The organism is Psychrobacter faecalis, from assembly GCF_016107575.1.
Classification (GTDB): domain Bacteria; phylum Pseudomonadota; class Gammaproteobacteria; order Pseudomonadales; family Moraxellaceae; genus Psychrobacter; species Psychrobacter faecalis.
Window position 1 is genome coordinate 85,424 of the sequence record NZ_JABAST010000005.1, and the last position, 22,473, is coordinate 107,896.

17 protein-coding genes and 1 pseudogene are annotated in these 22,473 nt (G+C 44.2%); 5 read left to right on the forward strand and 13 right to left on the reverse strand.

The annotated features are described in order from the left end of the window. The first annotated feature begins 374 nt into the window (after positions 1–374). Complete coding sequence (asd, locus tag JFC07_RS02950; RefSeq protein WP_068404555.1) at positions 375–1,508, forward strand: aspartate-semialdehyde dehydrogenase; 1,134 nt, start codon at positions 375–377, stop codon at positions 1,506–1,508. An 82-nt stretch (positions 1,509–1,590) separates the two neighbouring features. Here the strand turns inward: asd and JFC07_RS02955 are convergent. After that, positions 1,591–2,235, reverse strand: a pseudogene (locus tag JFC07_RS02955) (SOUL family heme-binding protein). A gap of 284 nt (positions 2,236–2,519) precedes the next feature. Here JFC07_RS02955 and tgt point away from each other — a divergent pair. Then, positions 2,520–3,671 carry a tRNA guanosine(34) transglycosylase Tgt gene (gene tgt, locus JFC07_RS02960; RefSeq protein ID WP_068404557.1) on the forward strand — a complete coding sequence of 384 codons (1,152 nt, stop codon included), beginning with the start codon at positions 2,520–2,522 and terminating at the stop codon, positions 3,669–3,671. Between the two features lie 150 nt (positions 3,672–3,821). On the opposite strand, the gene JFC07_RS02965 is transcribed toward tgt, so the two are convergent. From JFC07_RS02965 to rimO, 12 genes are all read right to left on the reverse strand, one after another. After that, entirely contained in the window at positions 3,822–5,174 is a 1,353-nt protein-coding gene (locus tag JFC07_RS02965) for a sodium-dependent transporter (protein WP_068404559.1), read from the reverse strand. Between the two features lie 307 nt (positions 5,175–5,481). Beyond that, positions 5,482–6,261, reverse strand: a complete 780-nt coding sequence (gene lpxA / locus JFC07_RS02970; protein ID WP_068404561.1) for an acyl-ACP--UDP-N-acetylglucosamine O-acyltransferase — start codon at positions 6,259–6,261, stop codon at positions 5,482–5,484. 257 nt (positions 6,262–6,518) lie between these two features. Then, positions 6,519–7,028, reverse strand: a complete 510-nt coding sequence (gene fabZ, locus JFC07_RS02975) for a 3-hydroxyacyl-ACP dehydratase FabZ (protein ID WP_068404562.1) — start codon at positions 7,026–7,028, stop codon at positions 6,519–6,521. 114 nt (positions 7,029–7,142) lie between these two features. Continuing rightward, on the reverse strand, positions 7,143–8,159 hold the full coding sequence (gene lpxD, locus JFC07_RS02980) for a UDP-3-O-(3-hydroxymyristoyl)glucosamine N-acyltransferase (RefSeq protein ID WP_068404563.1): 1,017 nt from the start codon (positions 8,157–8,159) through the stop codon (positions 7,143–7,145). Positions 8,160–8,319: 160 nt separating this feature from the next. Then, the gene (gene bamA, locus JFC07_RS02985) at positions 8,320–10,746 is read right to left on the reverse strand and encodes an outer membrane protein assembly factor BamA (protein WP_068404565.1); all 2,427 of its coding nucleotides are present in this window, start codon (positions 10,744–10,746) and stop codon (positions 8,320–8,322) included. A gap of 264 nt (positions 10,747–11,010) precedes the next feature. Continuing rightward, positions 11,011–12,387, reverse strand: coding sequence for an RIP metalloprotease RseP (gene rseP, locus JFC07_RS02990; protein ID WP_068404567.1), 1,377 nt, complete (start codon positions 12,385–12,387; stop codon positions 11,011–11,013). A 59-nt stretch (positions 12,388–12,446) separates the two neighbouring features. Further along, positions 12,447–13,655, reverse strand: coding sequence for a 1-deoxy-D-xylulose-5-phosphate reductoisomerase (ispC, locus tag JFC07_RS02995; RefSeq protein WP_198328090.1), 1,209 nt, complete (start codon positions 13,653–13,655; stop codon positions 12,447–12,449). 156 nt (positions 13,656–13,811) lie between these two features. Next, positions 13,812–14,621, reverse strand: a complete 810-nt coding sequence (locus JFC07_RS03000; protein ID WP_068404570.1) for a phosphatidate cytidylyltransferase — start codon at positions 14,619–14,621, stop codon at positions 13,812–13,814. A gap of 184 nt (positions 14,622–14,805) precedes the next feature. Continuing rightward, positions 14,806–15,564 carry a polyprenyl diphosphate synthase gene (gene uppS, locus JFC07_RS03005; protein ID WP_068404572.1) on the reverse strand — a complete coding sequence of 253 codons (759 nt, stop codon included), beginning with the start codon at positions 15,562–15,564 and terminating at the stop codon, positions 14,806–14,808. A 263-nt stretch (positions 15,565–15,827) separates the two neighbouring features. Continuing rightward, a complete protein-coding gene (gene frr, locus JFC07_RS03010; protein ID WP_068404574.1) occupies positions 15,828–16,382 on the reverse strand; it encodes a ribosome recycling factor in 555 nt (184 codons plus the stop codon). A gap of 150 nt (positions 16,383–16,532) precedes the next feature. After that, positions 16,533–17,258 (reverse strand): UMP kinase, encoded by a 726-nt coding sequence (gene pyrH / locus JFC07_RS03015; protein WP_198328091.1) that lies wholly within the window; start codon positions 17,256–17,258, stop codon positions 16,533–16,535. 206 nt (positions 17,259–17,464) lie between these two features. Further along, positions 17,465–19,000 (reverse strand): 30S ribosomal protein S12 methylthiotransferase RimO, encoded by a 1,536-nt coding sequence (gene rimO / locus JFC07_RS03020; RefSeq protein ID WP_227678637.1) that lies wholly within the window; start codon positions 18,998–19,000, stop codon positions 17,465–17,467. On the opposite strand from rimO, the gene JFC07_RS13335 reads away from it, so the two are divergent. The 3 genes from JFC07_RS13335 (at position 18,981) to JFC07_RS03030 (ending at position 22,326) form a co-directional block, all read left to right on the forward strand. Beyond that, entirely contained in the window at positions 18,981–19,184 is a 204-nt protein-coding gene (locus tag JFC07_RS13335) for a hypothetical protein (protein ID WP_227678635.1), read from the forward strand. The genes rimO and JFC07_RS13335 overlap by 20 nt on opposite strands. Before the next feature lie 38 nt (positions 19,185–19,222). Next, complete coding sequence (locus tag JFC07_RS03025) at positions 19,223–20,575, forward strand: two-component system sensor histidine kinase NtrB (protein WP_191689711.1); 1,353 nt, start codon at positions 19,223–19,225, stop codon at positions 20,573–20,575. Positions 20,576–20,679: 104 nt separating this feature from the next. Beyond that, the gene (locus JFC07_RS03030) at positions 20,680–22,326 is read left to right on the forward strand and encodes a sigma 54-interacting transcriptional regulator (protein ID WP_068404582.1); all 1,647 of its coding nucleotides are present in this window, start codon (positions 20,680–20,682) and stop codon (positions 22,324–22,326) included. Positions 22,327–22,473 lie beyond the last annotated feature (147 nt).

Here is a 22,473-nt window from a genome sequence, read left to right on the forward strand (position 1 = left end):
AAATTATTTAAGCTAAAAATGATTGAGCGGCTAAACTCTAAACCTTTGTCACAAGATAAATAGCCTGCTTACTTTAGCACCTCATCACGCCTGCGCCTACTATTGAACATTCATTAGACGTTAGCGGCTATAAAAAATTACAATTTAAGCCTTATTTAGAGGGGCTTGAATTTAAGAGAAGTTGACACGATAAACAATCAGCAAGCTTAATAAATAGCAGGCTTTATGGGTAGTAGCATTGATAAGTAGAAAAGTGAATAAGTCATATCTGAAAAATGCGGTATATTCTCTAAAAAACCTTGCTTTTTGCTGCTATTCACGGCATTGTTATCGGTTGGCAGTGCAACAACTTATGGTGAAAAGGATTGAGTTTTATGAGTAATTTAACAGTAGGCTTGGTAGGCTGGCGCGGTATGGTCGGGTCAGTATTGATAGAGCGTATGCGTCAAGAAAAAGACTTCGATGGTATCACACCAGTGTTTTTTTCGACCAGTAACGCTGGCGGCGACGCCCCAAGCTTTGACGGTATCAAGACCAGCAAACTAAAAGATGCTCATGATATTGAAGCACTTGCTGCCTGTGACGTAATTATCACCTGCCAAGGCGGCGATTATACCTCAAAGGTACATCAGCCCCTACGTGATAGCGGTTGGACTGGCTACTGGATTGACGCGGCAAGTACTTTACGTATGGAAGATGACAGCATCATCATTCTTGATCCTGTTAACCGCAATGTGATTGATAAGGCACTGGCAAATGGCAAAAAAGACTTCATCGGTGGTAACTGTACCGTGTCACTGATGCTGATGGCAATCGGGGAGCTGTTTAATAAAGGCTGGGTTGAATGGGTCAGCGCCATGACTTATCAAGCAGCGAGTGGCTCTGGCGCCAACAACATGCGCGAGCTAATCGAAGGTATGGGCGTACTCCATGAAGCAGTCAAAGACGAGCTTGCCGACCCTGCCAGCGCCATCCTTGAGATCGATAAAAAAATCGCTCAGACACAGCGCTCAGACGACTTTCCAAAGCAATACTTTGGCGTACCACTAGCAGGCAGTTTGATTCCTTATATCGATTCGCAGTTAGAAAACAAACAATCGCGCGAAGAATGGAAAGGTGGCGTTGAAACCAATAAAATCCTTGGCAATTCTGAAGCCGATAAAATTGCCATTGACGGTATGTGTGTCCGCGTTGGCGCCATGCGTTGTCACGCTCAAGGCTTAACGATTAAACTTAAAAAAGACATCCCGCTAGAAGAAATCGAAGCGGCATTGAAAAATAGCGATAATCAGTGGTTAGATGTGGTTGAAGATACCAAAGAAGCTGCTATAAATCGCTTAACACCGGTAGCAGTAACTGGCACTTTAACAGTGGCGCTAGGACGCCTACGCAAGCTCAATATGGGCCCTGAATATTTGGGTGCGTTCACTGTCGGCGACCAGCTATTATGGGGCGCAGCAGAGCCATTACGCCGTATGCTGAATATCATCCGTGAGCAAAACAGCTAATCTTATTTAATCGCCAATAAAAAAGACAGCGCTTGCTGTCTTTTTTTAGCATCATTTTTGGCGTTATTTTTTTAATAATGAATCATTTAGGCTGATAAGCAATCATTATTTCATTGCGGCGCATAAATGGCAGCGTCCAAGGTGGATTATAACGCGCCAGCTCAGGCTTACCTGTGATGGTTAAATTTTGCCCTTGCATCCAAGATTGTAGCTCTTTAGTTTTTGCCGCGACCTTTTCAGTACCCGCCAATCCTGAAAATTTAATAACGCCATAAGTTTGCGCTGGAACTTCTACAATTTCGATATTCGGATTATTGGGTTTTGGCAGCGTTTGCAGCGTATATCGGCTTGGCATGGTAAATTGCACGCGCCATTTGTCTTTAGTTTGTTAAATGCTGACTGGCGCAGTCATACTAATTTTACGACTCTTGCCATTTGCGGCGCTATTATTGCCAAAGATATAATCTGCTAGAATCTTAAATCCTGCACGGCTGGCGGCATCTTGGTCGCCCGTTACCCAAGTCTGTGCCATTAACTGCTCATCGTAACGACGCAGCTCAAAGTCTTCAGTCTGTTTTAGTACAGTATATTTTGGCTCTTCGGTTGCCATAGCTGCTCCTGATAGTAATAATGCGCTCGTTAATAACAGACCATTTAATAGGGCTTTATTTGATAAGTCATTATTCAATAGCAAGCGAATCGATGACAAATAAATTGCTTTATCCATATCCTCTCTCCGCTATATACATTTAGCACTTAACATTTATTTGATTTATAGTAGCTACTCTTCTAATTTAGCAATGACTTGGCAAGAATGTCTGTATTTTTTGGTTATAGCATGCCAATTAATAAGCGATTAATGTCCCGTTTAATTGTTAGCATGCTTAGGCTATTTTATAAACGCTCTCCTTATCTAAACCAATTGTCAGCCGCTTAAATATCCATGTCCAAAAAAATGCTTAACAATGTTATAATTAGCGCCATTTTCATAGCTTAAATAGCGGTTATCTTATGCAATTTGTCTTACACAAAACGGCCAGCGGTATCACGCGCGCACGCCGTGGTACGGTTCATCTCAATCATGGCGATGTGCAAACGCCTGCTTTTATGCCAGTGGGTACTTATGGTACCGTAAAAGGCATGCTGCCACGTGATATCGAAGCGATTGGCGCTGATATTATCTTGGGCAATACTTTCCATTTATGGCTGCGTCCGGGCACTGATATCATTGATAAATTTGGTGGTCTGCATAAATTTATGCATTGGGATAAGCCTATTCTCACCGATTCGGGTGGTTTCCAAGTATTCAGTCTTGGGGCCATGCGTAAAATCACCGAAGAAGGCGTGACTTTTAAATCGCCTATCGATGGCGCAAAAGTATTTTTATCGCCAGAAAAATCGATGCAAATTCAATATAGCTTAAACTCAGACATCGTGATGCAGTTCGATGAGTGCACGCCCTATCCTGCCACTCATGAAGAAGCCAAAAAATCTTTAGAGTTGTCACTACGCTGGGGCCAGCGCTGTGTCAATGAACATAAGAAGCTTGGCAGTACCAATGCTTTATTTGGCATTATCCAAGGCAGTATGTATGCCGATTTGCGTCAGCAATCGCTCGAAGGTCTGCTTGAGATTGGCTTTGATGGTTATGCCATCGGCGGTTTGTCGGTTGGCGAACCAAAAGAAGAGATGATAGAGGTTTTAGATTATATCGCTGATGATATGCCGGCTGATAAGCCGCGCTATTTGATGGGCGTTGGTAAGCCTGAAGACCTTGTTGAAGGGGTACGCCGCGGCGTCGATATGTTCGATTGCGTGATGCCAACTCGCAACGCCCGTAATGGTCATTACTTTGTCACCGGTGACGCTGAGAACGCCGGCATTATACGCATACGTAATAGCCAGTATCGTACTGATGAAGGGCCATTAGACCCTGAATGCGACTGCTATACCTGCCAAAACTTTAGTCGTGCTTATTTATCACATCTGAATAAATGTAAAGAGATGCTAGGGGCGCAACTGGCGACCATTCATAACTTGCGTTACTATCAGCGTTTGATGCAAGGTATCAGAGACGCGATTGAACAAGATAAATTTGATGAGTTTGTGCATGAGTTTTATAGTAAACGCGGTCAAAGCGTTCCTGAACTCAATTTACGTTAACCATTTTTAGAGTTATTTTATCTGCGTAAGCTGCTTTAAGCTAAAGGCATTAAAATGGAAAAGGGCTTAAGATTAATCTTAAGCCCTTTTTATTAGCTAATAATCAATACCGCCTAGAATTATAAGTACGTATTAATCATAGTTAATCTATTAGCTCATCAAAGTGGTCACGAAGACAATCAGTACAGCAATAGGCGCGACAAATTTAGCAATGATTTGCCATAATTGCCAGGTGCCATTAGACAATCCAAGCTCTTGCTGAATGCTACGCTGATCCATTTTCCAACCGACAAAGATAATCGCGGCAAGACCGGTTAAAGGTAACATGAATTTACTGGTTAATTTGTCCAAAGCATCAAAAATACCATTACCCATGATGGTAAAGTCGCTCCATAGATTAAATGACAACAAAGCTGCGATACCTAATAACCAAACCGCGATACTGGCGACGATGGTCGATACCGTACGGCTCATTGGCGTACGCTCTTCTAACAGCTCAACCGTTGGCTCAAGCAGTGAGATTGATGACGTCACAGCGGCAAAGGTAATCAATAAGAAGAATAAAGTACCAATGATGGCACCGGCGCCCATACTACCAAAAGCAATAGGCAAACTGACAAAGATAAGACCAGGACCAGAAGCAGGATCAAGACCGTTGTTAAAGATAATTGGGAAAATAGCCAAACCAGCGGCTAAAGCAATGACAGTGTCTAGAATAACAACGGTACGCGCCGTGCTTAATAGATTGACATCACGACCCAAATAAGAGCCATAAGCAACCATGATGCCCATACCGATAGATAAGGTAAAGAAAGCATGACCAAGCGCCGCTAGCATCACATCGCCATTTAACTTACTAAGGTCTGGCGCAAACAGGTAGTTCACCGCTTCGCCAAAACCGCCGTTCATGACGTTGTAACCAACAATCACGAATAAAATCACACCCAGTAAAGGCATAAGCACTTTGGCCGTGTTCTCAATACCTTTGGTGACACCAACACCGACGATTAAAGCGGTGATTGCCATGAAAACCGTATGCCAAATTGTCAAGGTGCCAGCTGACGCCAACATCGCATCAAAGGTTGCCGCTACAGAGTCACCGTCTTGTCCGGCAAAGCTGCCTGAGCCAACTTTGGTGATGTAATTAAGCGCCCAACCACCGATGACACTATAAAACGATAAGATTAAAAAGCCACCTAAAATACCAGTCGCACCGACAATACCCCAACTGCGTGATTTACCTTCGCTTGCGGCGACATCAGAAAACGTATTGATAGGGTTTTTTTGCCCACGGCGACCAATCAGCCATTCTGCAACCAAAATTGGAAAACCAATCAGAGCAAGACAAAATAAATAGGCGATAACAAAAGCGGAACCACCACTCTCCCCAACCATATAAGGGAACTTCCAAATATTTCCTAAACCAACTGCCGATCCTACTGCTGCTAGTACGAAGCCAAAACTTGAGCTCCACTGAGCATGTTCTTGTTTATTAATAGCCATTTTGCCTTCCTCGTGCTTCAATTACTGTTGCTTATAATCTTCCTTGATTATCATAAATCGCTCTTAATGACTGAGACTCATTTAACCAGCTTGTCAATGTGACGCACTTAGCAACATTATGAAAGAATTGTTTACAATATCGTAAACGCCCAGTTTCTGCTAAGCGACCAAAAAAGTCAAGTAGCGATAAATATAAAAAGCCATAACTAATAGTTATGGCTTTTTATATTTATCGAGATAATTTGTCAAAGTATATTATTTTGAAAATCGAGCTATCACAGTATTTTTATAATTAGTAAAACTATGTTTAGCGAACCACACCGCGGCGGCTTTTTTGTAGCGAATCTATTAGCAGGGCGATTTTTGGCTCTGTTGGTAATAGCTCTGTTTTTAAAATCTCAAGCGCTTGAGCCGTTGTTAGACCTGATCGGTAGATAACACGATACGCTTGGCGCAATACATCAATCGTCTCTTTAGACCAGTCTTTACGGCGCATACCTTCGACATTTAGCCCGTGGGCTTTAGCAGGATTACCTGAAACCATGGTAAAAGCAGCGACGTCTTTTAAAATTAGGCTGGCGCCGCCAACCAAACTGTAATCATCAATGGTACAAAACTGATGAATACCTGAGTTGCCGCCAATAATCGTATGATTACCGATAGTCACATGCCCTGCCACCCCAACATTATTAGCCAATACATTGTGGTCACCGATTAAGCAATCATGGGCCACATGGGTATTGACCATCAAAAGATTGTGACTGCCAATCTTCGTTAAGCCGCCGTCTTGCTCAGTGCCACGGTGCAAGCTACAAGCCTCGCGAATGGTATTATGATCGCCAATCTCAAGCCACGTGCGCTCACCAGCGTATTTCAAATCCTGCGGGTCTTCCCCAATACTGGCGAATTGATAAAACTGGTTGTACTGCCCAATACGCGTCAGTCTTGCTACGACCACGTGCCGATGCAAAACCGTATGGGCACCAATAGAAACCTCATCACCGACAATACAATAAGGACCAATGATGGCAGTCTCATCAATGTTAGCGGACGGTGAGATGAGTGCTGTTGGATGAATCTGACTCATAATATGGACCTTTGTATCATCTGATGCGAATAAATGGTAAAACAAGTAAAGCAAGCTTAGGGTAAATAATCAACCTGATACTGGTTCTGGTTAAAACTGGTTAAAAAGACAACGACGCCCAAAAGCACAGTGGTGTTTAAAAATGGCAATCTAGGTAAAATACCGAGATAAATTTCTAGATTTCTACTAACAATTATCTAAAGGCGAAAGATTTAGCCAATCTTATAAACTTGCCATACGTTAGCGTTCATCGTATTTTATTGTCCCTGACGGGCAATCATAATTTGAGCACTAGCAGCAAGCTCATCTTCGACATGGACGGTACAATCAAACTTATAAATACCCTGCTTTTGCATCACGGTTTTTGCACGGATAATCAGCTGGTCACCAGGGATAACACGGCGTTTAAAGCGCACTTTATCCACCCCTGCAAACAAATACAAATAACCATCTTCTGCCGTCAATCCAGCGCTGATAAACCCAAGGACGCCCGATACTTGCGCCATCGACTCCACCATCAATACACCCGGCATGATGGGCTGATCGGGAAAGTGTCCATTAAAAAACTCTTCATTAATGGTCACGTTTTTGATCGCTGTAATGCATTCGCCAGGGCTGCACGATATGACTTTATCTACCAGCAAAAACGGATAACGATGCGGCAGATAGTGCTTCAATGTATGATAGGTTAATGGCAGTGTTAAGCCTTGTTCTGCTAAGCTTTTGATGTCTTCATCGCTCGGGCTATCAATATCAGTTGTGCTCATAATGGCGCTTCCTTGCTATATACTAAGCAGTGCTTTATGTTTAAGCATTGCTGTGTTTTTAAATTTTATGAATAAATTGGATATGTTGTTAAGTTATGTATTAACCGCGCTAGACTAATCGCGACCAAGCTGGCGAAAGCGTACCGCCGCACGGCGCCAATTGGCGGTTGGCATGGCCGCTGTACCAGAGGAGTATGAACCAGCCTTGGTAATGGATTTGGTCACCATGGTCATGCCAGATAAGGTGACGTCATCAGCAATCTCAATATGGCCAGTAATGCCAACAGCGCCGCCGATAATACAGCGCTTGCCAATAGTGGTACTACCGGCAATGCCAGTTTGCGCTGCGATGGCAGTACCATCACCGATACGGACGTTATGGGCAACTTGTACAAGATTGTCAATAATAACATGATTGCCAATCACCGTATCGTCAATTGCTCCGCGATCGATACAGGTTTGGCTACCTATACGTACATCATCGCCAATCACTACGCGTCCTAATTGAGCAATACGCTCCCAGCCAGTAACACTAGGATTACTCGTAGGCGCAAAGCCGAAGCCTTCTGACCCTATGCTAACGCCAGCATGCAATCTTACACGATTACCAAGCACACAATCATGCCCGATGACCACTTGTGACTTGAGCACACAATCGGTACCAATATTGCTGTTCTCTTCAATGACCACGTGCGCATCGAGCACACTGCGATCACCAATTTGTACCCCTTCGCCAATCATACAAAAAGGCCCAACAGTCACCTCATTGCCAATAACAGCGCTTTCCGCTATCACGGCACTCGGATGAATACCCTCAAATAAAGATGTACGGGAAAAAAGCTGACTGGCACTGGCATAAGCCAAATAAGGTGCCGCAACGATTAAGGCAACCGTATTCTGTGCAACTTTGCTTTGATGGTCTGAGGTGGTCAGCACAGCTCCAGCCTGACTGTTTGCCAGACTAGGCAGATAATGTGGGTTGGCCAAAAAGCTTAACTGCTGCGGATTGGCGGTGGTTAAATTACCGATACCCTCTAATTTTAGACACAACTGTTCAGCGCTAAGGTCATCCTTGTTAAGAACCGGCTGACGCTGCTCAATGCGAGTGATAAGTTGCTCAATCGTTATCATAGTTGCTATTGGTATAATTAAAATTAGTATGGGTATCAATAAGTGAGTCGCCAAGTTGAGATATCAGCTTGGCGACCTATTAAATTTTAACTGCGGACTAGTTTACTTAGCTGCATAAATAAACAAAAGCAATTAAACCGCTGCATTTAACTTTATCGGACTAAAAAGTATTACCAATTTGGAACTGAACTTTTTCAGTCTCATCGCCTTCTTTATCACCGATAGGCACAGCATAACTGAGCGAAATCGGACCAATTGGTGTATACCAGGTTACCCCTAAACCCGCACTAAAGCGGAAATTATTGTCTTGGGTTAATAATGGAACACCCGTGTCGTCACCACTAACAGGATCAATAAAAGTGCGGTCCTCTTTATCTGTGGTATCAAATACTTGACCACCTTCGGCAAATAGTACTGGACGTACTTGATCCGCCCAATCGCCTTTAAATGGCATCGGTAGAATTAGTTCAGTACCAAAGCTAACCAACGCATTACCACCGATCTCTTCTGGTTTCAACGAGCCTGGTTTATCACTGACCGCATCATAGTAGCTTTGCGATTTAGGTCCTAGCGTTGAAGCTTCGTAACCACGTACTGAGCCATAGCCACCGGCGTAGAAGTTTTCATAAAATGGCAAGTCATTACCGTAGCCAAGCTTGGTATAACCGCGGGCAACCCAATCTTTATAAATCGGATAGTAGATATTGCCACGATAAACAAGTTTTTGATAACTTTCATCGCCAAAGCCAATGGTTGCATCGACAGTATGGCTCATGCCTTTGTTTGGGAATACGGGGCGATCTAGCGTACTGTAATCCCAGCCTAATAATAAGTTATAGGTCTGATAATCGTTTTTAAAGCCGGTGCGACCCGAGAATTCATTATCATCATTGATAAATTTTTCGAATGAACCACCACCATCAATAATCTGCTGCACGTTGGACACACCAAGACGGCTACCAGCACGTACGGTGGTCTTATCAACGTTTAAACCTGCACTCACACGTTTGGTTTCATCAACAGGATAGCTGTAGTTCAGCGTGGCACCGTAAGCGTCGGTGACATAGTTACTAACGTTTCTGTCGTCGTATTTGGTTTCGCGATAATATGCGCTGACACCTTGCGACACACCGTTTTCGGTAAAGTACGGATCGGTATAACCTAAGCTGTAAGAATCGCGCGTTTCTGAACGTGATAGCGCAGCTTTCACGCGGTTACCCGTACCCATAAAGTTATTTTGGGTTAAGTCTAACTGGAAAGTCACGCCGCCACTTTGCGAGTAACCAGCAGCAATCGTTGAGCTGCCAGAAGGCTGCTCTTCGACCGTATAGTTGACATCAACTTGATCTGGCTGGTTTGGCACAGGCTTTACATCAACGTTGACCGCCTTAAAGAAACCGGTACGCATCAAACGAGTACGCGACAGCTGAATTTTATCATTAGAGGCCAGTGTACCTTCTAACTGACGCATTTCACGGCGCAATACTTCATCTTGAGTTTTTAAGTTACCCGTAAAGTTGATACGGCGCACATAAATAGGACGCGCAGGATCAATATAATAGTCGATATCGACCACTTTGGTCTCATCATTGATACGCGGTACTGGTCTGATTTGCGCTAAATAATAACCTTCATTACCATAACGGCTCTTCAGTGCAGCAGTGGTCGCATCAAGTTTGGCTTGTGAATATTTTTCATCGGGCGCAAACGTGACCAGCTCTTTTAGCTCAGCGTTATCAAAGGTTGGTTTACCTAAGAAGTTCACCTCGCCAAACTGATACTGCTCGCCTTCGCTAAGACTGACTTCGATAAACACATTGCTCTTATCTTCGCTAATATTAAGAACCGCATTGTCGACAGAAAAACGTACATAGCCATCGTTTTGATAAAGTGCTTTTAGATTTTCTAAACTTGCTGCCAGCTTTTCTTTGGCATAGCGATCAGACTTAGATAACAGGCGCGTCCACGACGACTCTTTTACCGCAAAGACGTCTTTAATCTGCTCATCACTAAAGTGCTTATTACCAATGATATTGATATCGACGACTTTAGCGGGCTTGCCTTCGATAAAGCGCACGTCAAGCTTGACGCGATTACCATCTAATAGTGTCTGATCGACTTCAATATTGCTATTGTAATAACCTTGACTGATATATTGCTGTTGTAGCTCGTTGGCGACACCTTGCAGCGTCGCTTGCTTCAACACATCACCGACAGACAAACCGGCGTTACCAAGCCCTTGCTCAAGCCCTTCTTTTGGGATAAGTTTATTGCCTTCAAAGTTGACTTCAGCAATGATAGGACGTTCGACGACATCAAAGCGCAGCTTGCCGCCTTCGACACGACTTTGAATATCAGCGAAGTTTTCAGTCGCATATAGTGCCTTAATACTGGCGGCCAAACGACTATCATTAACCGTATCACCCACCGAAATCGGCAAAACTGGATAGAGACTATCAGGAGTTAGGCGTTGTAGACCATTAAAGCCGATATCAGTGACCACAAATTCTGCAGCCTGCACCGGCATACTCATCATTGCTACAACTAACGGCAACCCAGCCGCGCTCATAAATAAAGGCGTACGCATAAACACTATCCGTCAATAAAAAACTTGCTTAAGTTAAGGTAAAAAGCACGTGTTGTCTAGCCCATTTCGCATAAAGTCGAAAAACTTCAGCACGGCAGACTCAGGACACTTTATATAAAACGCATCATAAAATAAACTAAAAAATAAAATTAGTACAGTAGCGGTAATAGAAAATGATCGCCGTATTACATGAACTGCCTGCGCTGTAGCAGCATGCAAGCATTAAACCATCATGCTTTAGTGAATAAACCGCCGCATCATTTATCAAAATAGCCGACTGATATCATTACCAATTGCTAACACCATGAAACCTGCCAGCAAGAGTAAACCGATATTTAGACCGACCATTTGCACGCCCTCAGACAGCGGTTTACCGCGTATCAGCTCAATAAGGTAGTAGACAATATGTCCACCATCTAATACTGGAATGGGCAAAAGATTCAAGACCGCAAGGCTCAAACTGATCAACGCTGCTGTCGATAATACCATCTGCCAGCTAATATCAAAGCTTTGTTTGGCGACTTTCGCAATGGTAATCGGACCTGATAAATTCTCCAAACCTATCATACCTGACAGCATCTTACCCATTGAGCTGACTGTCATAACGGCTAACTGTTCCGTCTTTTCAAATGACTTGATTAAAGATTCCCCAGGACCATAAACGACCGTGGTTTTGTAGGCGTCAGGAATGACAATTTCAGACTCTGCCACCATAGCACCAATTTGCCCGTAATCGTTACCTAAATTGTCTTTTTTACCTTGCGGCATGATGGATAACTGAACTTGTTTACCATCACGCAATACAGTGAAATTAAGCAAAGTTTCAGGATTGTCGCGAATGATACGTGTGGCGCTAATCCAGTCGGTAATCTCTTTACCGTTAATAGCCGTAATGCGGTCACCAACCTGCAAGCCTTGACGGCTGGCAGCGCCATCGGGCGTTAAATTGCCAACGATTGGTGCGATGTTTGGTTGCCACGGTATCATACCAAAGCTTGATAACGCATCTTTGCCTTGCGCGTCGCCTTGCATAAATTCTTTAATCGGTGCTTGATAGGTTTTGGTGGCGTTACTACCTTTCGCCTCAGATTGTAAGGTGACACTGACATGATCGGTTTCACCCATACGTCCCGCAAGGCGATAGTTAATACCTTCCCACGTTTGGACGTCATGACCGTCAATAGCGACAATTTTATCACCCACAGGCAACTGTGCCATCGCTGCTGGGGTATCTGGCAGCACTTGCCCTATCTTTGTTGCCAATTGCTCAGACGGGGTCATAAATAACACCCAAAATAGCGCAATAGCGATGACAAAGTTCATAATAGGACCGGCGGCAACCACTGCAATCTTTTTGAGCGGATGTTGGCGATTAAACGCTAGATGTAGCTCGTCTGCTGCTACCTCACCTTCACGCTCATCAAGCATTTTGACGTAACCACCAAGCGGCAGTGCCGAGATACGATAATCAATGCCGCTTTTTTTACTGGTCCAACCAAAGAGTTTGGGACCAAAGCCGATAGAATAAGTCAGTACTTTAACGCCGCAAAGCCGCGCCACGATGTAATGACCCCACTCATGTAAGGCGATGAGTGGACCTAAGACAAATATTGCCGCAAGTAGCGTTAATAAAAACGTCATGATCTTTTCTCAATATGCTCTTTTAACATCGTTTATCAAATGACTGAACTTCTATAGATTCATGCCAACTTTGCTACTAACGTATCAGTATGCTGACGCGCTATTTGATCAATCGCTAAAATATCTTCGATATCGGCAGTCTCATTTAATACCGCTACTTGTATCTCATCTAGTGCTTGCGCATTAATATCGGCAATATCAGTCAGACGAATCTGCCCATTTAAAAATGCGGCAACTGCAATCTCATTGGCCGCATTTAGTACAATCGTGGCCTGCGTACCCGCTTGCATCGCTTGCCTTGCCAAGCGCAAACAGGCAAATTTTTGCAAATCAGGTTCAATAAACTCTAAACCGCTTAACGCAAATAAATCTAATGGCTGCGAGCCGCTATCGATACGGTCAGGGTAACTAAGTGCATGGGCAATAGGCGTTTTCATATCAGGGCTGCCAAGCTGCGCCAAAAAGCTACCATCACTATATTCTACCATTGAGTGAATGATACTTTGTGGATGAATCACCACATTTATCTTATCCTCACTCAAATCAAATAAATGACAAGCTTCGATGAGCTCAAGCCCTTTATTCATCATCGTTGCTGAGTCAACCGATATCTTTTGTCCCATTGACCAATTGGGATGTTTAACCGCTTCAGCAATGCTTGCTTGCTGCATTTGCGCCAACGATTTCTGTAAAAAAGGCCCGCCAGACGCGGTCAACCATAGCTTACGAACGCCATGGTTTGGCTGATGAATTTGGCTACTGTCTTGTTGAATCGCAAAGGGTAAACACTGGAAAATCGCATTGTGTTCTGAATCTAAAGGCAACAAAGTCGCGTGATGCGTTTTAACCGCATTAATCATCACCTTCCCTGCCATGACCAATGCTTCTTTATTCGCCAATAAAATACGCTTGCCTGCACGCGCTGCTGCCAAAGTAGAAGGCAGACCGGCTGCGCCTACGATAGCAGCGACGACGGTATCGGTTTGCGGATCAGTCGCAATATCGACCAACCCTGAAGCACCGCCGACCACGTCGATATTTAAACCAGCGGCACTAAGACGCTGAGCGAAATCATCGACCGCTGCTGTCGGCACACTGACGCGTTTTGGCAAAAACTGTTGGCAAAGCGCGAATAATTTATCTAAACGGTGGTAGCCTGATAAGGCATAAACGTCGTAGTTCTGTGGTTGTGCCGCCAAAATTGCTAACGTGCTATCGCCTATCGAGCCTGTCGCGCCTAGTACGGCGATGCGTTGGGTCATAACCATCTATGCCTATAATACGGTGAAATTAAATGAGAAATAAAGACAATAAATATAAGGTATAAAACCTAATAAGAGGCAGCCTAGTCGCTACCAAATACGTAAGCCCTACCTATTTTATATCTTTAGCCTGATAGCTTTTTATTTTTGGACTACTTATTGTTATACGACAATTAGACCAAGCTGCTGTAGCGCCCAAAAGCCAAGCGCAAATATCGGAGTAGCAGATAATAACGAATCAATGCGGTCAAGTACCCCGCCATGCCCTGGCAAAATGGTGCCAGAGTCTTTGACGTCAGCGCGGCGCTTGAGCATCGACTCAAATAAATCGCCGAGTACAGAACCCAAAATCGTCAGTGCTGACAATGCTACAAAGGCGACTAACGGTAGACCAGTCAACTGTAGTTTAAAGACACTAATGACGATGACCACAAGCAAACCTGTGACCAAGCCGCCTGCTAGGCCTTCCATGCTTTTATTGGGGGAGACGTTTGGCGCCATCTTACGGCGACCGAGCTTACGCCCAACAAAGTAAGCGCCACTATCGGCACACCAAACCAATAAAAATACATACAGCAGCCACCATGCAGACAGTTGCCATAAATAGAACATAGCGGTAATGGCAGCGGTTAATATAATAGCGCCCATCCAAGCCAGTTTTTTACCGTACCAGTTGGTATGACTAGGAAAGACTCGAACCCAAGACAGGGCCATCAGCCAGATAACTAGTGATGCCACCCACCAAAACAGCCAGGTGACTTTAAACATCAGCGAGACGATGGTCAGCGCCAAAACCAACAACACAAACAACGCAGGCTGCTGCCATTTTGGCATCAGTTTGGTCCACTCGTGGGCAGCGATAATGACACCAATCGCTAGCAGCGGTGCAAATAAAATAGGCGTTTGGCTCGCAAACATTGCAATACCAACGATAATAACGAGAACAATTGCCGTCTTAATTCGTTGCCACATACTTATCGAGCCTTATATAACGAAAAATGTTTGGTCAAAATCTAGCATAACAGCACTCTATAATAGCCCATTAAACAGGATTAACGCCAATTAAAGCAGCTTATCATAGACCAAACAAGTGTAATTCAAACCTCGCGGACGACTTAAGCAATTATTTCTACAGCGCTTATTTGCTAAAATTATTTTAAGAAGTCTGCTGCTCTATTACTACTTGTTCGCTGGTTTTGCCAAAGCGGCGTTGGCGCTGAGCAAACTCTGTTATCATCGCAGCAAGTTCGGCTACTTTAAAATCGGGCCACAGGGTTTGAGTAAAAAACAGCTCCGCATAAGCAGATTGCCATAATAGGAAGTTTGACAAACGGTATTCGCCGCCCGTGCGTATCAACATATCAACCGCAGGCGCATCTGCTAATTGCACATATCCGCCAAGCATCTCTTTATCGATGTCTTCTGCGCGCAACTTGCCCGCTTCGACTTGCTGCGCCAACTGCTTAGCAGCATGGGCAATATCCCACTGACCACCGTAGCTAATAGCGATTACCAAGGTCATCGCTTCAAAGTCAGCAGTTTTTGCCTCGGCATCTAACATCAATGCTTGCAACTCTTCACTAAGCTGACTGCGATCACCAATAAAACGCAAGCGAATGCGATATTTTTGCATGCGCGGTAATTGCTCATTGATGGTTAAGCTCAACAAATGCATCAGCAAAGCCACCTCGCTCGGTGGACGTTGCCAATTCTCACTAGAGAAGGCAAAGACGGTTAAGACTTCAATGCCCGTGCTAACGCAATATTCGACAATGGGATCTAGCGCATCTTTGCCAGCGATATGCCCCTGACCTTTGCCTAACTGATGGATTTTACCGTAGCGGTTATTGCCATCCATGATGACGGCGATATGCCGCGGGAGAAGCGCGGGAGATGAAGTATCTGAAATAGACATAGGCTGACTTGCTTGTGGTTTGGGTAAAGTAAGGTGACGCGAATTATCGCCTGTTAAGAAAAATATTGCATATTTAGTAAATGACTTATTAAAAAACCTAAACTTAGCAAAAAACGCTTTCATAAAGGGTTTTTAACAAAACAATTACTTAACAATGGCTTAATTTCTTATACGGCAATAAACAGTCAACATGCATATAATATTGACTGTTTTTAGAGAAAAGATACTGCTGCTGTCTTTAATTAACAAGAAAAGACAGCCGCTTATACTTCCATCAAATCGCTTTCTTTTTTGCTCAAGCGGCTATCAATGGTTTCAATATATTTGTCAGTGATTTTTTGGATATCATCACTGGCGCGGCGCTCGTCATCTTCTGAAATCTCTTTCTCTTTTGCCAATTCTTTAATATCATTCATCATATCGCGGCGGATATTACGGATAGAAACGCGGCTGTTTTCCGCTTCACTGCGCGCAAGTTTTTGCATATCGCGGCGTGTGTCTTCGGTCAACGCTGGCATCGGTACACGAATAACGTCAGCAGTCATCGGGTTTAAGCCCAAATCTGCTTCGCGAATGGCTTTATCAATCGCTTGCACCATGCTACGCTCAAATGGCTGTACCAGTAAGGTGCGTGAGTCTTCGACGTTGACGCTGGCAACTTGATTCAATGGCGTATCGGCGCCGTAGTAGCTAACCATCACGCCAGATAGCATACCTGGGTGCGCGCGGCCAGTACGTACTTTGCTAAAAGTCGTCTCAAGCGCTTCTAAGGTTTTTTGCATGCGTGCTTCGCCGTCTTGCTTAATCTCTTTAATCATCATGTATCCTTATTTATCGCTATCGATAAATCACTCATTATTGTTAGGTATAAAGTTGTTAGGTATAAATCTTATGCAACGATTGATGCTTACAACATCAATGATCTTTATTCATATAATCATTTAGTCATCTATAAAATAAGCGAGCGCTTAATGATAAACGCGCGTGCCTTCATTTTCGCCCATAATGACGTTTAATAGCGCATTAGGCTTGGTCATATCAAATACTTGTAGTGGGACGTTATGCTCGCGGCATAAAGCAATCGCTGTTAAATCCATGACGCCAAGTTTTTGCTCGAGCACTTCATCAAAGGTTAAACCGTCATATTTTTTGGCATCCGCATGGAGGCTTGGGTCTTTATCGTAAACGCCATCTACTTTGGTGGCTTTTAAAATTAAGCCCGCCTCGATTTCGATACCACGTAGGCAAGCGGCGGTATCAGTGGTAAAGAACGGATTGCCCGTGCCCGCGACAAAAATACACACTTCGCCATTTTTAAGATAACGAATGGCATTACGGCTACTATAGCTTTCAGTGACTTCGCCAATTGGCAATGCTGACATCAAACGCGTTTTAATATTACGGCGCTCGAGGGCATCACGCATGGCCAGACCATTCATCACAGTGGCTAGCATACCCATTTGGTCACCAGTGACACGGCCGACCAAGCCATCTTGTTGCAACTGGGCACCGCGATACAAGTTACCACCGCCGACGACGATACCGACTTGTACTCCAAGTCCGCGTAAGTGGGCGATAGACAAGCTCATCTTATCGAGCACTTCGGTATCAATCCCCATCTCTTTGCCACCAGCTAAGGCTTCACCAGAAAGTTTTAGCAAGATACGAGAGTAACGCGGGTTTTTGTCAGACATGAGGTCACCTTGTTAGCATGAAATTATAATGAAAATAAGCGGTAAAACACAAATTGCATTGGACTTTAGCTTACCCTTTCAAATTATCCTAAATGGCATAATAAGCGCCAAAAACGATGTCAAATAGGTAAAAAGCCAAATTGCGCTAATTGTAGCAAAAACTGCCCACGATTGGGCAACTTTCACTCGGTTATCGTTGTGGCTCTCTAACCTTTATAACTGGCAAACAAATCATATTCGCTAGCGTCATCGATCGTGACGGTTAGGAACTGTCCAACTTTGACTTGCGCGGTGATATCATCGACATAGACGTGACCGTCAATCTCAGGTGCATCAGCATAACTACGACAAATCGCGATGCCTTCTTCATCATCAATCTCATCGACCAATACCATCAAGGTTTTACCGACTTTTTCTTGCAGCTTTTGTGCCGAAATCTCTTGCTGTAGTGTCATCAAACGCTCATAGCGTTCTTGCTTAACGTCTTCAGGTACATGATTTGGCAAATCATTGGCGACCGCACCTTCGACTTCTGAATACGTAAAAGCACCGACGCGATCAAGGCGCGCCTCGACCAGCCAATCAAGCAAGCACTGAAAATCTTCTTCGGTCTCGCCTGGGAAACCAACGACGAAGGTTGAACGAATAACAATATCAGGGCAAATCTCACGCCACGCTTTGATACGCGCCAAAGTATTTTCGCTATGCGCCGGACGTTTCATCGCTTTTAAAATACTGTGGCTAGCATGTTGGAATGGAATATCAAGATAAGGCAGTAGTTTTTTCTCGCCCATCAGCTCAACCACTTTATCGACATGCGGATAAGGATAAACATAGTGCAGGCGTACCCAAATACCCAAATCATTTAACGCTTGGCATAAGTCATAAAATTTCGACTTTAGCGGCATGCCATTCCAAAAGCTGGTTTTATATTTTAAATCCAGCCCATAAGCAGACGTATCTTGTGAGATAATCAGCAGCTCTTTCACGCCAGCGTTTTTCAGCGCCATTGCTTCATTCATCACGCTATCAATCGGCCGCGAAACCAAATCGCCACGCAAACTTGGAATGATGCAAAAAGTACAGCGATGGTTGCAGCCTTCTGATATTTTAAGGTACGCATAATGACTGGGGGTCAATTTAATCCCCGCCTCATTAATCAAATCTATCTTTGGATCATAGTTGCTATCTATATCGCGCTTGGGTTTGGGCACATGCTGCGAGACGGCAGTAATTACCTCATCATAAGCATGCGCACCGGTAACCGATAGCACAGCTGGGTGCATGGCACGGATTTTATCGGCCTCTTTACCCAAGCAGCCGGTGACAATCACTTTACCGTTTTTGCTAATCGCTTCACCGATGGCGTCCAAGGATTCTTGCACGGCTGACTCAATAAAACCGCAAGTATTAACCACAACCAAGTCTGCGCCTTCATAGTCGCTGGCAACTTGATAACCGTCACGACTAAGCTCGGTGATAATGCGCTCACTATCGACCAGCGCCTTTGGACAACCAAGCGATACAAAGCCAATCTTTGGCGCAGCGTTCACGGGCGCATCAATCGTCGCTGAATTGGCTAACGTCACATCGCTACTTTGCTCAATACTACGGTTTTGATTGTGATTGGCTTTATGGTGGTAAGGCTGGTTAGTGTTTGCTTGACTGACATCTGCCTGACTGCTTTCTTGCGCTATATTTGGCTTTGCAGGATTAAAAATAGTGGCAGTGTTTTTTGGCATAGAAGCTGATGAGGCAGAAGCTGACGATGTAGAAATTGATGAGGTGGTAACAGTCGTATTAAGCGACTCGGTAGAAGTGTTGGGCATGGCTGACCTTGCTAGAGATAAATTGGCTGTGCGCATTGTACGTTTTTTTTGTGATAATCGCCAGTTTTGCCGCGCTAGTGTGTTGATTTATGGTTAAATATTATCCCCAGTATCGCTTAATTTTAGGCATTATCCATGACGGCTGATTTGTCCATTGCCAAACCGAACCCAGATTCGACGTTTATATTACAGCATTTATTTACCGCTATTTTATGCGTTGATGAAGCGCTGACCATTAGGTGGCTAAATGCGCAAGCCGAGCAGCTGCTTGCCATTAGCAGCGGACGTTTGCGAGGTCAATCAATCTTGACCCTGCTTGCGCCCGATGAGTTGACGTTGAAAGACAGTCTTATTAGGAATAATAATCGAGAAGACAAAACTTACTCTTTGACGGAGCGTTTTAGTCAAGCAAAACACTATCAACAGCCGTTTATTGATCATGATCACCTTATACACACCCAGCTAAACGGCGGACTGACGTTATCTGTGGATTATAGCGTGACGCCCGTTAGCGATGAGCAGCAGTCTTATTTTATTATAGAGATATGGGGCAAAGACCGGCAAAGTCGTATTTCAGAAGAACAGCGCCAGCAGCAGCAATATAGCGTCGCCCGTCATATGTTACGCTCGGTCGCCCATGAAATTAAAAATCCATTGGCAGGTATTCGAGGGGCGGCGCAATTATTACAGCGGCAATTTATTAAGTTTAATGAATTTTCTGCTATTGTGAATGAAAATTTGAATGTAGCGGATGAAAATAACCTGACAAAGAATGCGACAAAGCTGCGGAGTTATACCGATATTATCATCTCAGAAACCGATCGTCTGACCCAGTTGATTGGGCAGCTTCTTGGCTCTCATCAATTGCCAAATTGGCAAATGCTCAATATCCATGAACCGCTAGAGCACGTTTTGGCTTTAATCATTCATCAATATCCAGACGTGATGCTACAACGTGATTATGATTTATCGTTACCCGAGTTATGCGCGGATAAAGATCAATTAATCCAAGTGTTTTTAAACCTGATGAATAATGCATGTGAATCGATGACTGAGTTTGAGCAAACGCTGCAACAAAATACGCCAGCCACGTTTGGCAACTTTCCATCAGCTATTGCGCAGAAACACTCTGATATTAATGATAACTATCAACCTAAGCTGCATATCCAAACGCGGGTTGTTTTTCAGCATACCATCGGTAGCTTGCAGCACAAACAAGTCTTGCAAATCACCATTACCGACAACGGCTCAGGGATAGACGACGCATTAATCGGTCAGATATTTTTCCCGATGGTGACCAACCGCGCAGCTGGTACAGGTCTAGGTTTATCCATCGTCCAAGATATCATCAGCCGCCATCATGGTATGATTGACGTTAGCTCAAAGCAAGCGCAAGATTTTAGCGGCAGTTTTAAAAGTCATTATCAGCACAATCAAACCCGCTTTACCCTCTACCTGCCTTTTTCTCAGCCAAGCGCTGACCGTTAAGGCTAAGATTTTATATTCATTTTCCATTTCTCACTGCTTATCAGGCGAAACCCATGACTCAGTATAATGACACAAAATACCTTACGAGCAATGAGCAAATCCCTATGGTCACCGTGGGCAATAATCCTGCTGCTACTCCCGCGACATTGTGGCTTATCGATGATGATGCGGCGCTGCGCTTGGTATTGGCAGATACCTTTGAAGAGGCAGGCTTAACGGTTATTGGCTTTACCCAAGCGCAAGCAGCGTGGACGCGCCTGAACGATATCTTGCAACAGCGCGTATCAGTTGACCAACTGCCAGATGTGATATTGACTGATATTCGTATGCCAATGATGGACGGTCTGTCATTTAGTGATTGGGTACATCAGCATTTTCCTACGCTACCGATTGTCATTATGACCGCGCATTCCGACCTAAGCTCTGCTATTAATAGCTATCAAACTGGCGCGTTTGAATATCTGCCTAAACCCTTTGATTTAGATGAAGCGGTTGCCACAATTTATAAAGCCATTAATTATCAGCCGAATTTAGTAATAGCAAGTCATGCAGATGATCCTGCTCAAAAGACTGTCAAGAAAGCTAAAAAGGAAACCAAAACGACCACCGAACTTAAATCTAAACCTAAACCTAAAAACCCAACAGGTAGCGGTATTAATAACAATCCGAGCGGTATCATCGGTCAATCACAAGCGATGCAAACGGTATTTCGCGCGATTGGACGCTTAGCGCATTCTCCTATTACCGTTTTAATTACTGGTGAATCAGGCACAGGTAAAGAGCTGGTGGCAGGCGCGCTTCATGCGCATTCTCCAAGAGCGCAGCAACCTTTTATCGCGCTGAATATGGCAGCGATACCGCATGACTTGATTGAGTCGGAATTGTTTGGTCACGAAAAAGGCGCTTTTACGGGCGCAACGACGACGCGGCAAGGTCGTTTTGAGCAAGCGGACGGCGGCACGCTATTTTTAGACGAAATCGGCGATATGCCATACAGTACCCAGACGCGACTGCTGCGCGTATTGGCCAACGGTGAGTTTTTTCGCGTCGGCGGACAGCAGCCGGTCAAAGTCAATGTACGCATCATTGCCGCTACCCACCAAAACTTAGAAGAATTGGTCAAACAAGGCAAATTTCGTGAAGATTTATTTTATCGCCTTAATGTGATTCGTATGCCCTTGCCGCCCTTACGGACGCGCCCTGAAGACATTCCTGCATTAGCAAACTACTTTATGCAGCGCGCCGCCAACCAATTAAATAGCGCCGAAAAGCAGCTGCATCCTACCACGCTTCAGATGATGCAATCTTTTGCGTGGCGCGGTAATGTCCGTCAACTTGAAAACGTTTGCCTTTGGCTGACGGTAATGACCACGGGCGACATCGTTATGATTGAGGATTTGCCGCCAGAGCTGCTAGACAATATTACCCCTAATGTAGAGCAACAAAGCAATGCGGCATATCACGTGCATCAAAACATGCAAAACAGCCAGAACAGTCAACTGACCCAAACGAATGATAAGCAAAGCTGGCAGCAAGCGTTGGCTATATGGGCTGAGCAGTCTTTACAAACTGGTGAAACCGATATTTTACAAACCGCAACGCCAGAGTTTGAACGTGTATTGCTTAAAGCTGCTCTCAATCATAGCGGCGGTAAAAAGATAGCCGCCGCCAACTTACTGGGTTGGGGGCGCAATACTTTGACCCGCAAATTACAGCAATTAGAGATTACCGCATCAGAGCAAAATAATTGAAATTAAAACCAGAAATCATTATAAAAAATTCCTATAAATATCAGTATTTTATGAAATACATCGAAAATAATTGCTAAATAATTAAAAAAAAATCGCAAATAGGGGTTGCCAAACGATTCAAACTCTATATAATAGCCAACCACTGAG

Excerpts from the sequence above, each read along its gene's own strand:
- asd (WP_068404555.1), top strand. The coding sequence starts at position 375 with ATGAGTAATTTAACAGTAGGCTTGGTAGGCTGGCGCGGTATGGTCGGG.
- tgt (WP_068404557.1), top strand. The coding sequence starts at position 2,520 with ATGCAATTTGTCTTACACAAAACGGCCAGCGGTATCACGCGCGCACGC.
- JFC07_RS02965 (WP_068404559.1), bottom strand. The coding sequence starts at position 5,174 with ATGGCTATTAATAAACAAGAACATGCTCAGTGGAGCTCAAGTTTTGGC.
- lpxA (WP_068404561.1), bottom strand. The coding sequence starts at position 6,261 with ATGAGTCAGATTCATCCAACAGCACTCATCTCACCGTCCGCTAACATT.
- fabZ (WP_068404562.1), bottom strand. The coding sequence starts at position 7,028 with ATGAGCACAACTGATATTGATAGCCCGAGCGATGAAGACATCAAAAGC.
- lpxD (WP_068404563.1), bottom strand. The coding sequence starts at position 8,159 with ATGATAACGATTGAGCAACTTATCACTCGCATTGAGCAGCGTCAGCCG.
- bamA (WP_068404565.1), bottom strand. The coding sequence starts at position 10,746 with ATGCGTACGCCTTTATTTATGAGCGCGGCTGGGTTGCCGTTAGTTGTA.
- rseP (WP_068404567.1), bottom strand. The coding sequence starts at position 12,387 with ATGACGTTTTTATTAACGCTACTTGCGGCAATATTTGTCTTAGGTCCA.
- ispC (WP_198328090.1), bottom strand. The coding sequence starts at position 13,655 with ATGGTTATGACCCAACGCATCGCCGTACTAGGCGCGACAGGCTCGATA.
- JFC07_RS03000 (WP_068404570.1), bottom strand. The coding sequence starts at position 14,621 with ATGTGGCAACGAATTAAGACGGCAATTGTTCTCGTTATTATCGTTGGT.
- uppS (WP_068404572.1), bottom strand. The coding sequence starts at position 15,564 with ATGTCTATTTCAGATACTTCATCTCCCGCGCTTCTCCCGCGGCATATC.
- frr (WP_068404574.1), bottom strand. The coding sequence starts at position 16,382 with ATGATTAAAGAGATTAAGCAAGACGGCGAAGCACGCATGCAAAAAACC.
- pyrH (WP_198328091.1), bottom strand. The coding sequence starts at position 17,258 with ATGTCTGACAAAAACCCGCGTTACTCTCGTATCTTGCTAAAACTTTCT.
- rimO (WP_227678637.1), bottom strand. The coding sequence starts at position 19,000 with ATGCCAAAAAACACTGCCACTATTTTTAATCCTGCAAAGCCAAATATA.
- JFC07_RS03025 (WP_191689711.1), top strand. The coding sequence starts at position 19,223 with ATGACGGCTGATTTGTCCATTGCCAAACCGAACCCAGATTCGACGTTT.
- JFC07_RS03030 (WP_068404582.1), top strand. The coding sequence starts at position 20,680 with ATGGTCACCGTGGGCAATAATCCTGCTGCTACTCCCGCGACATTGTGG.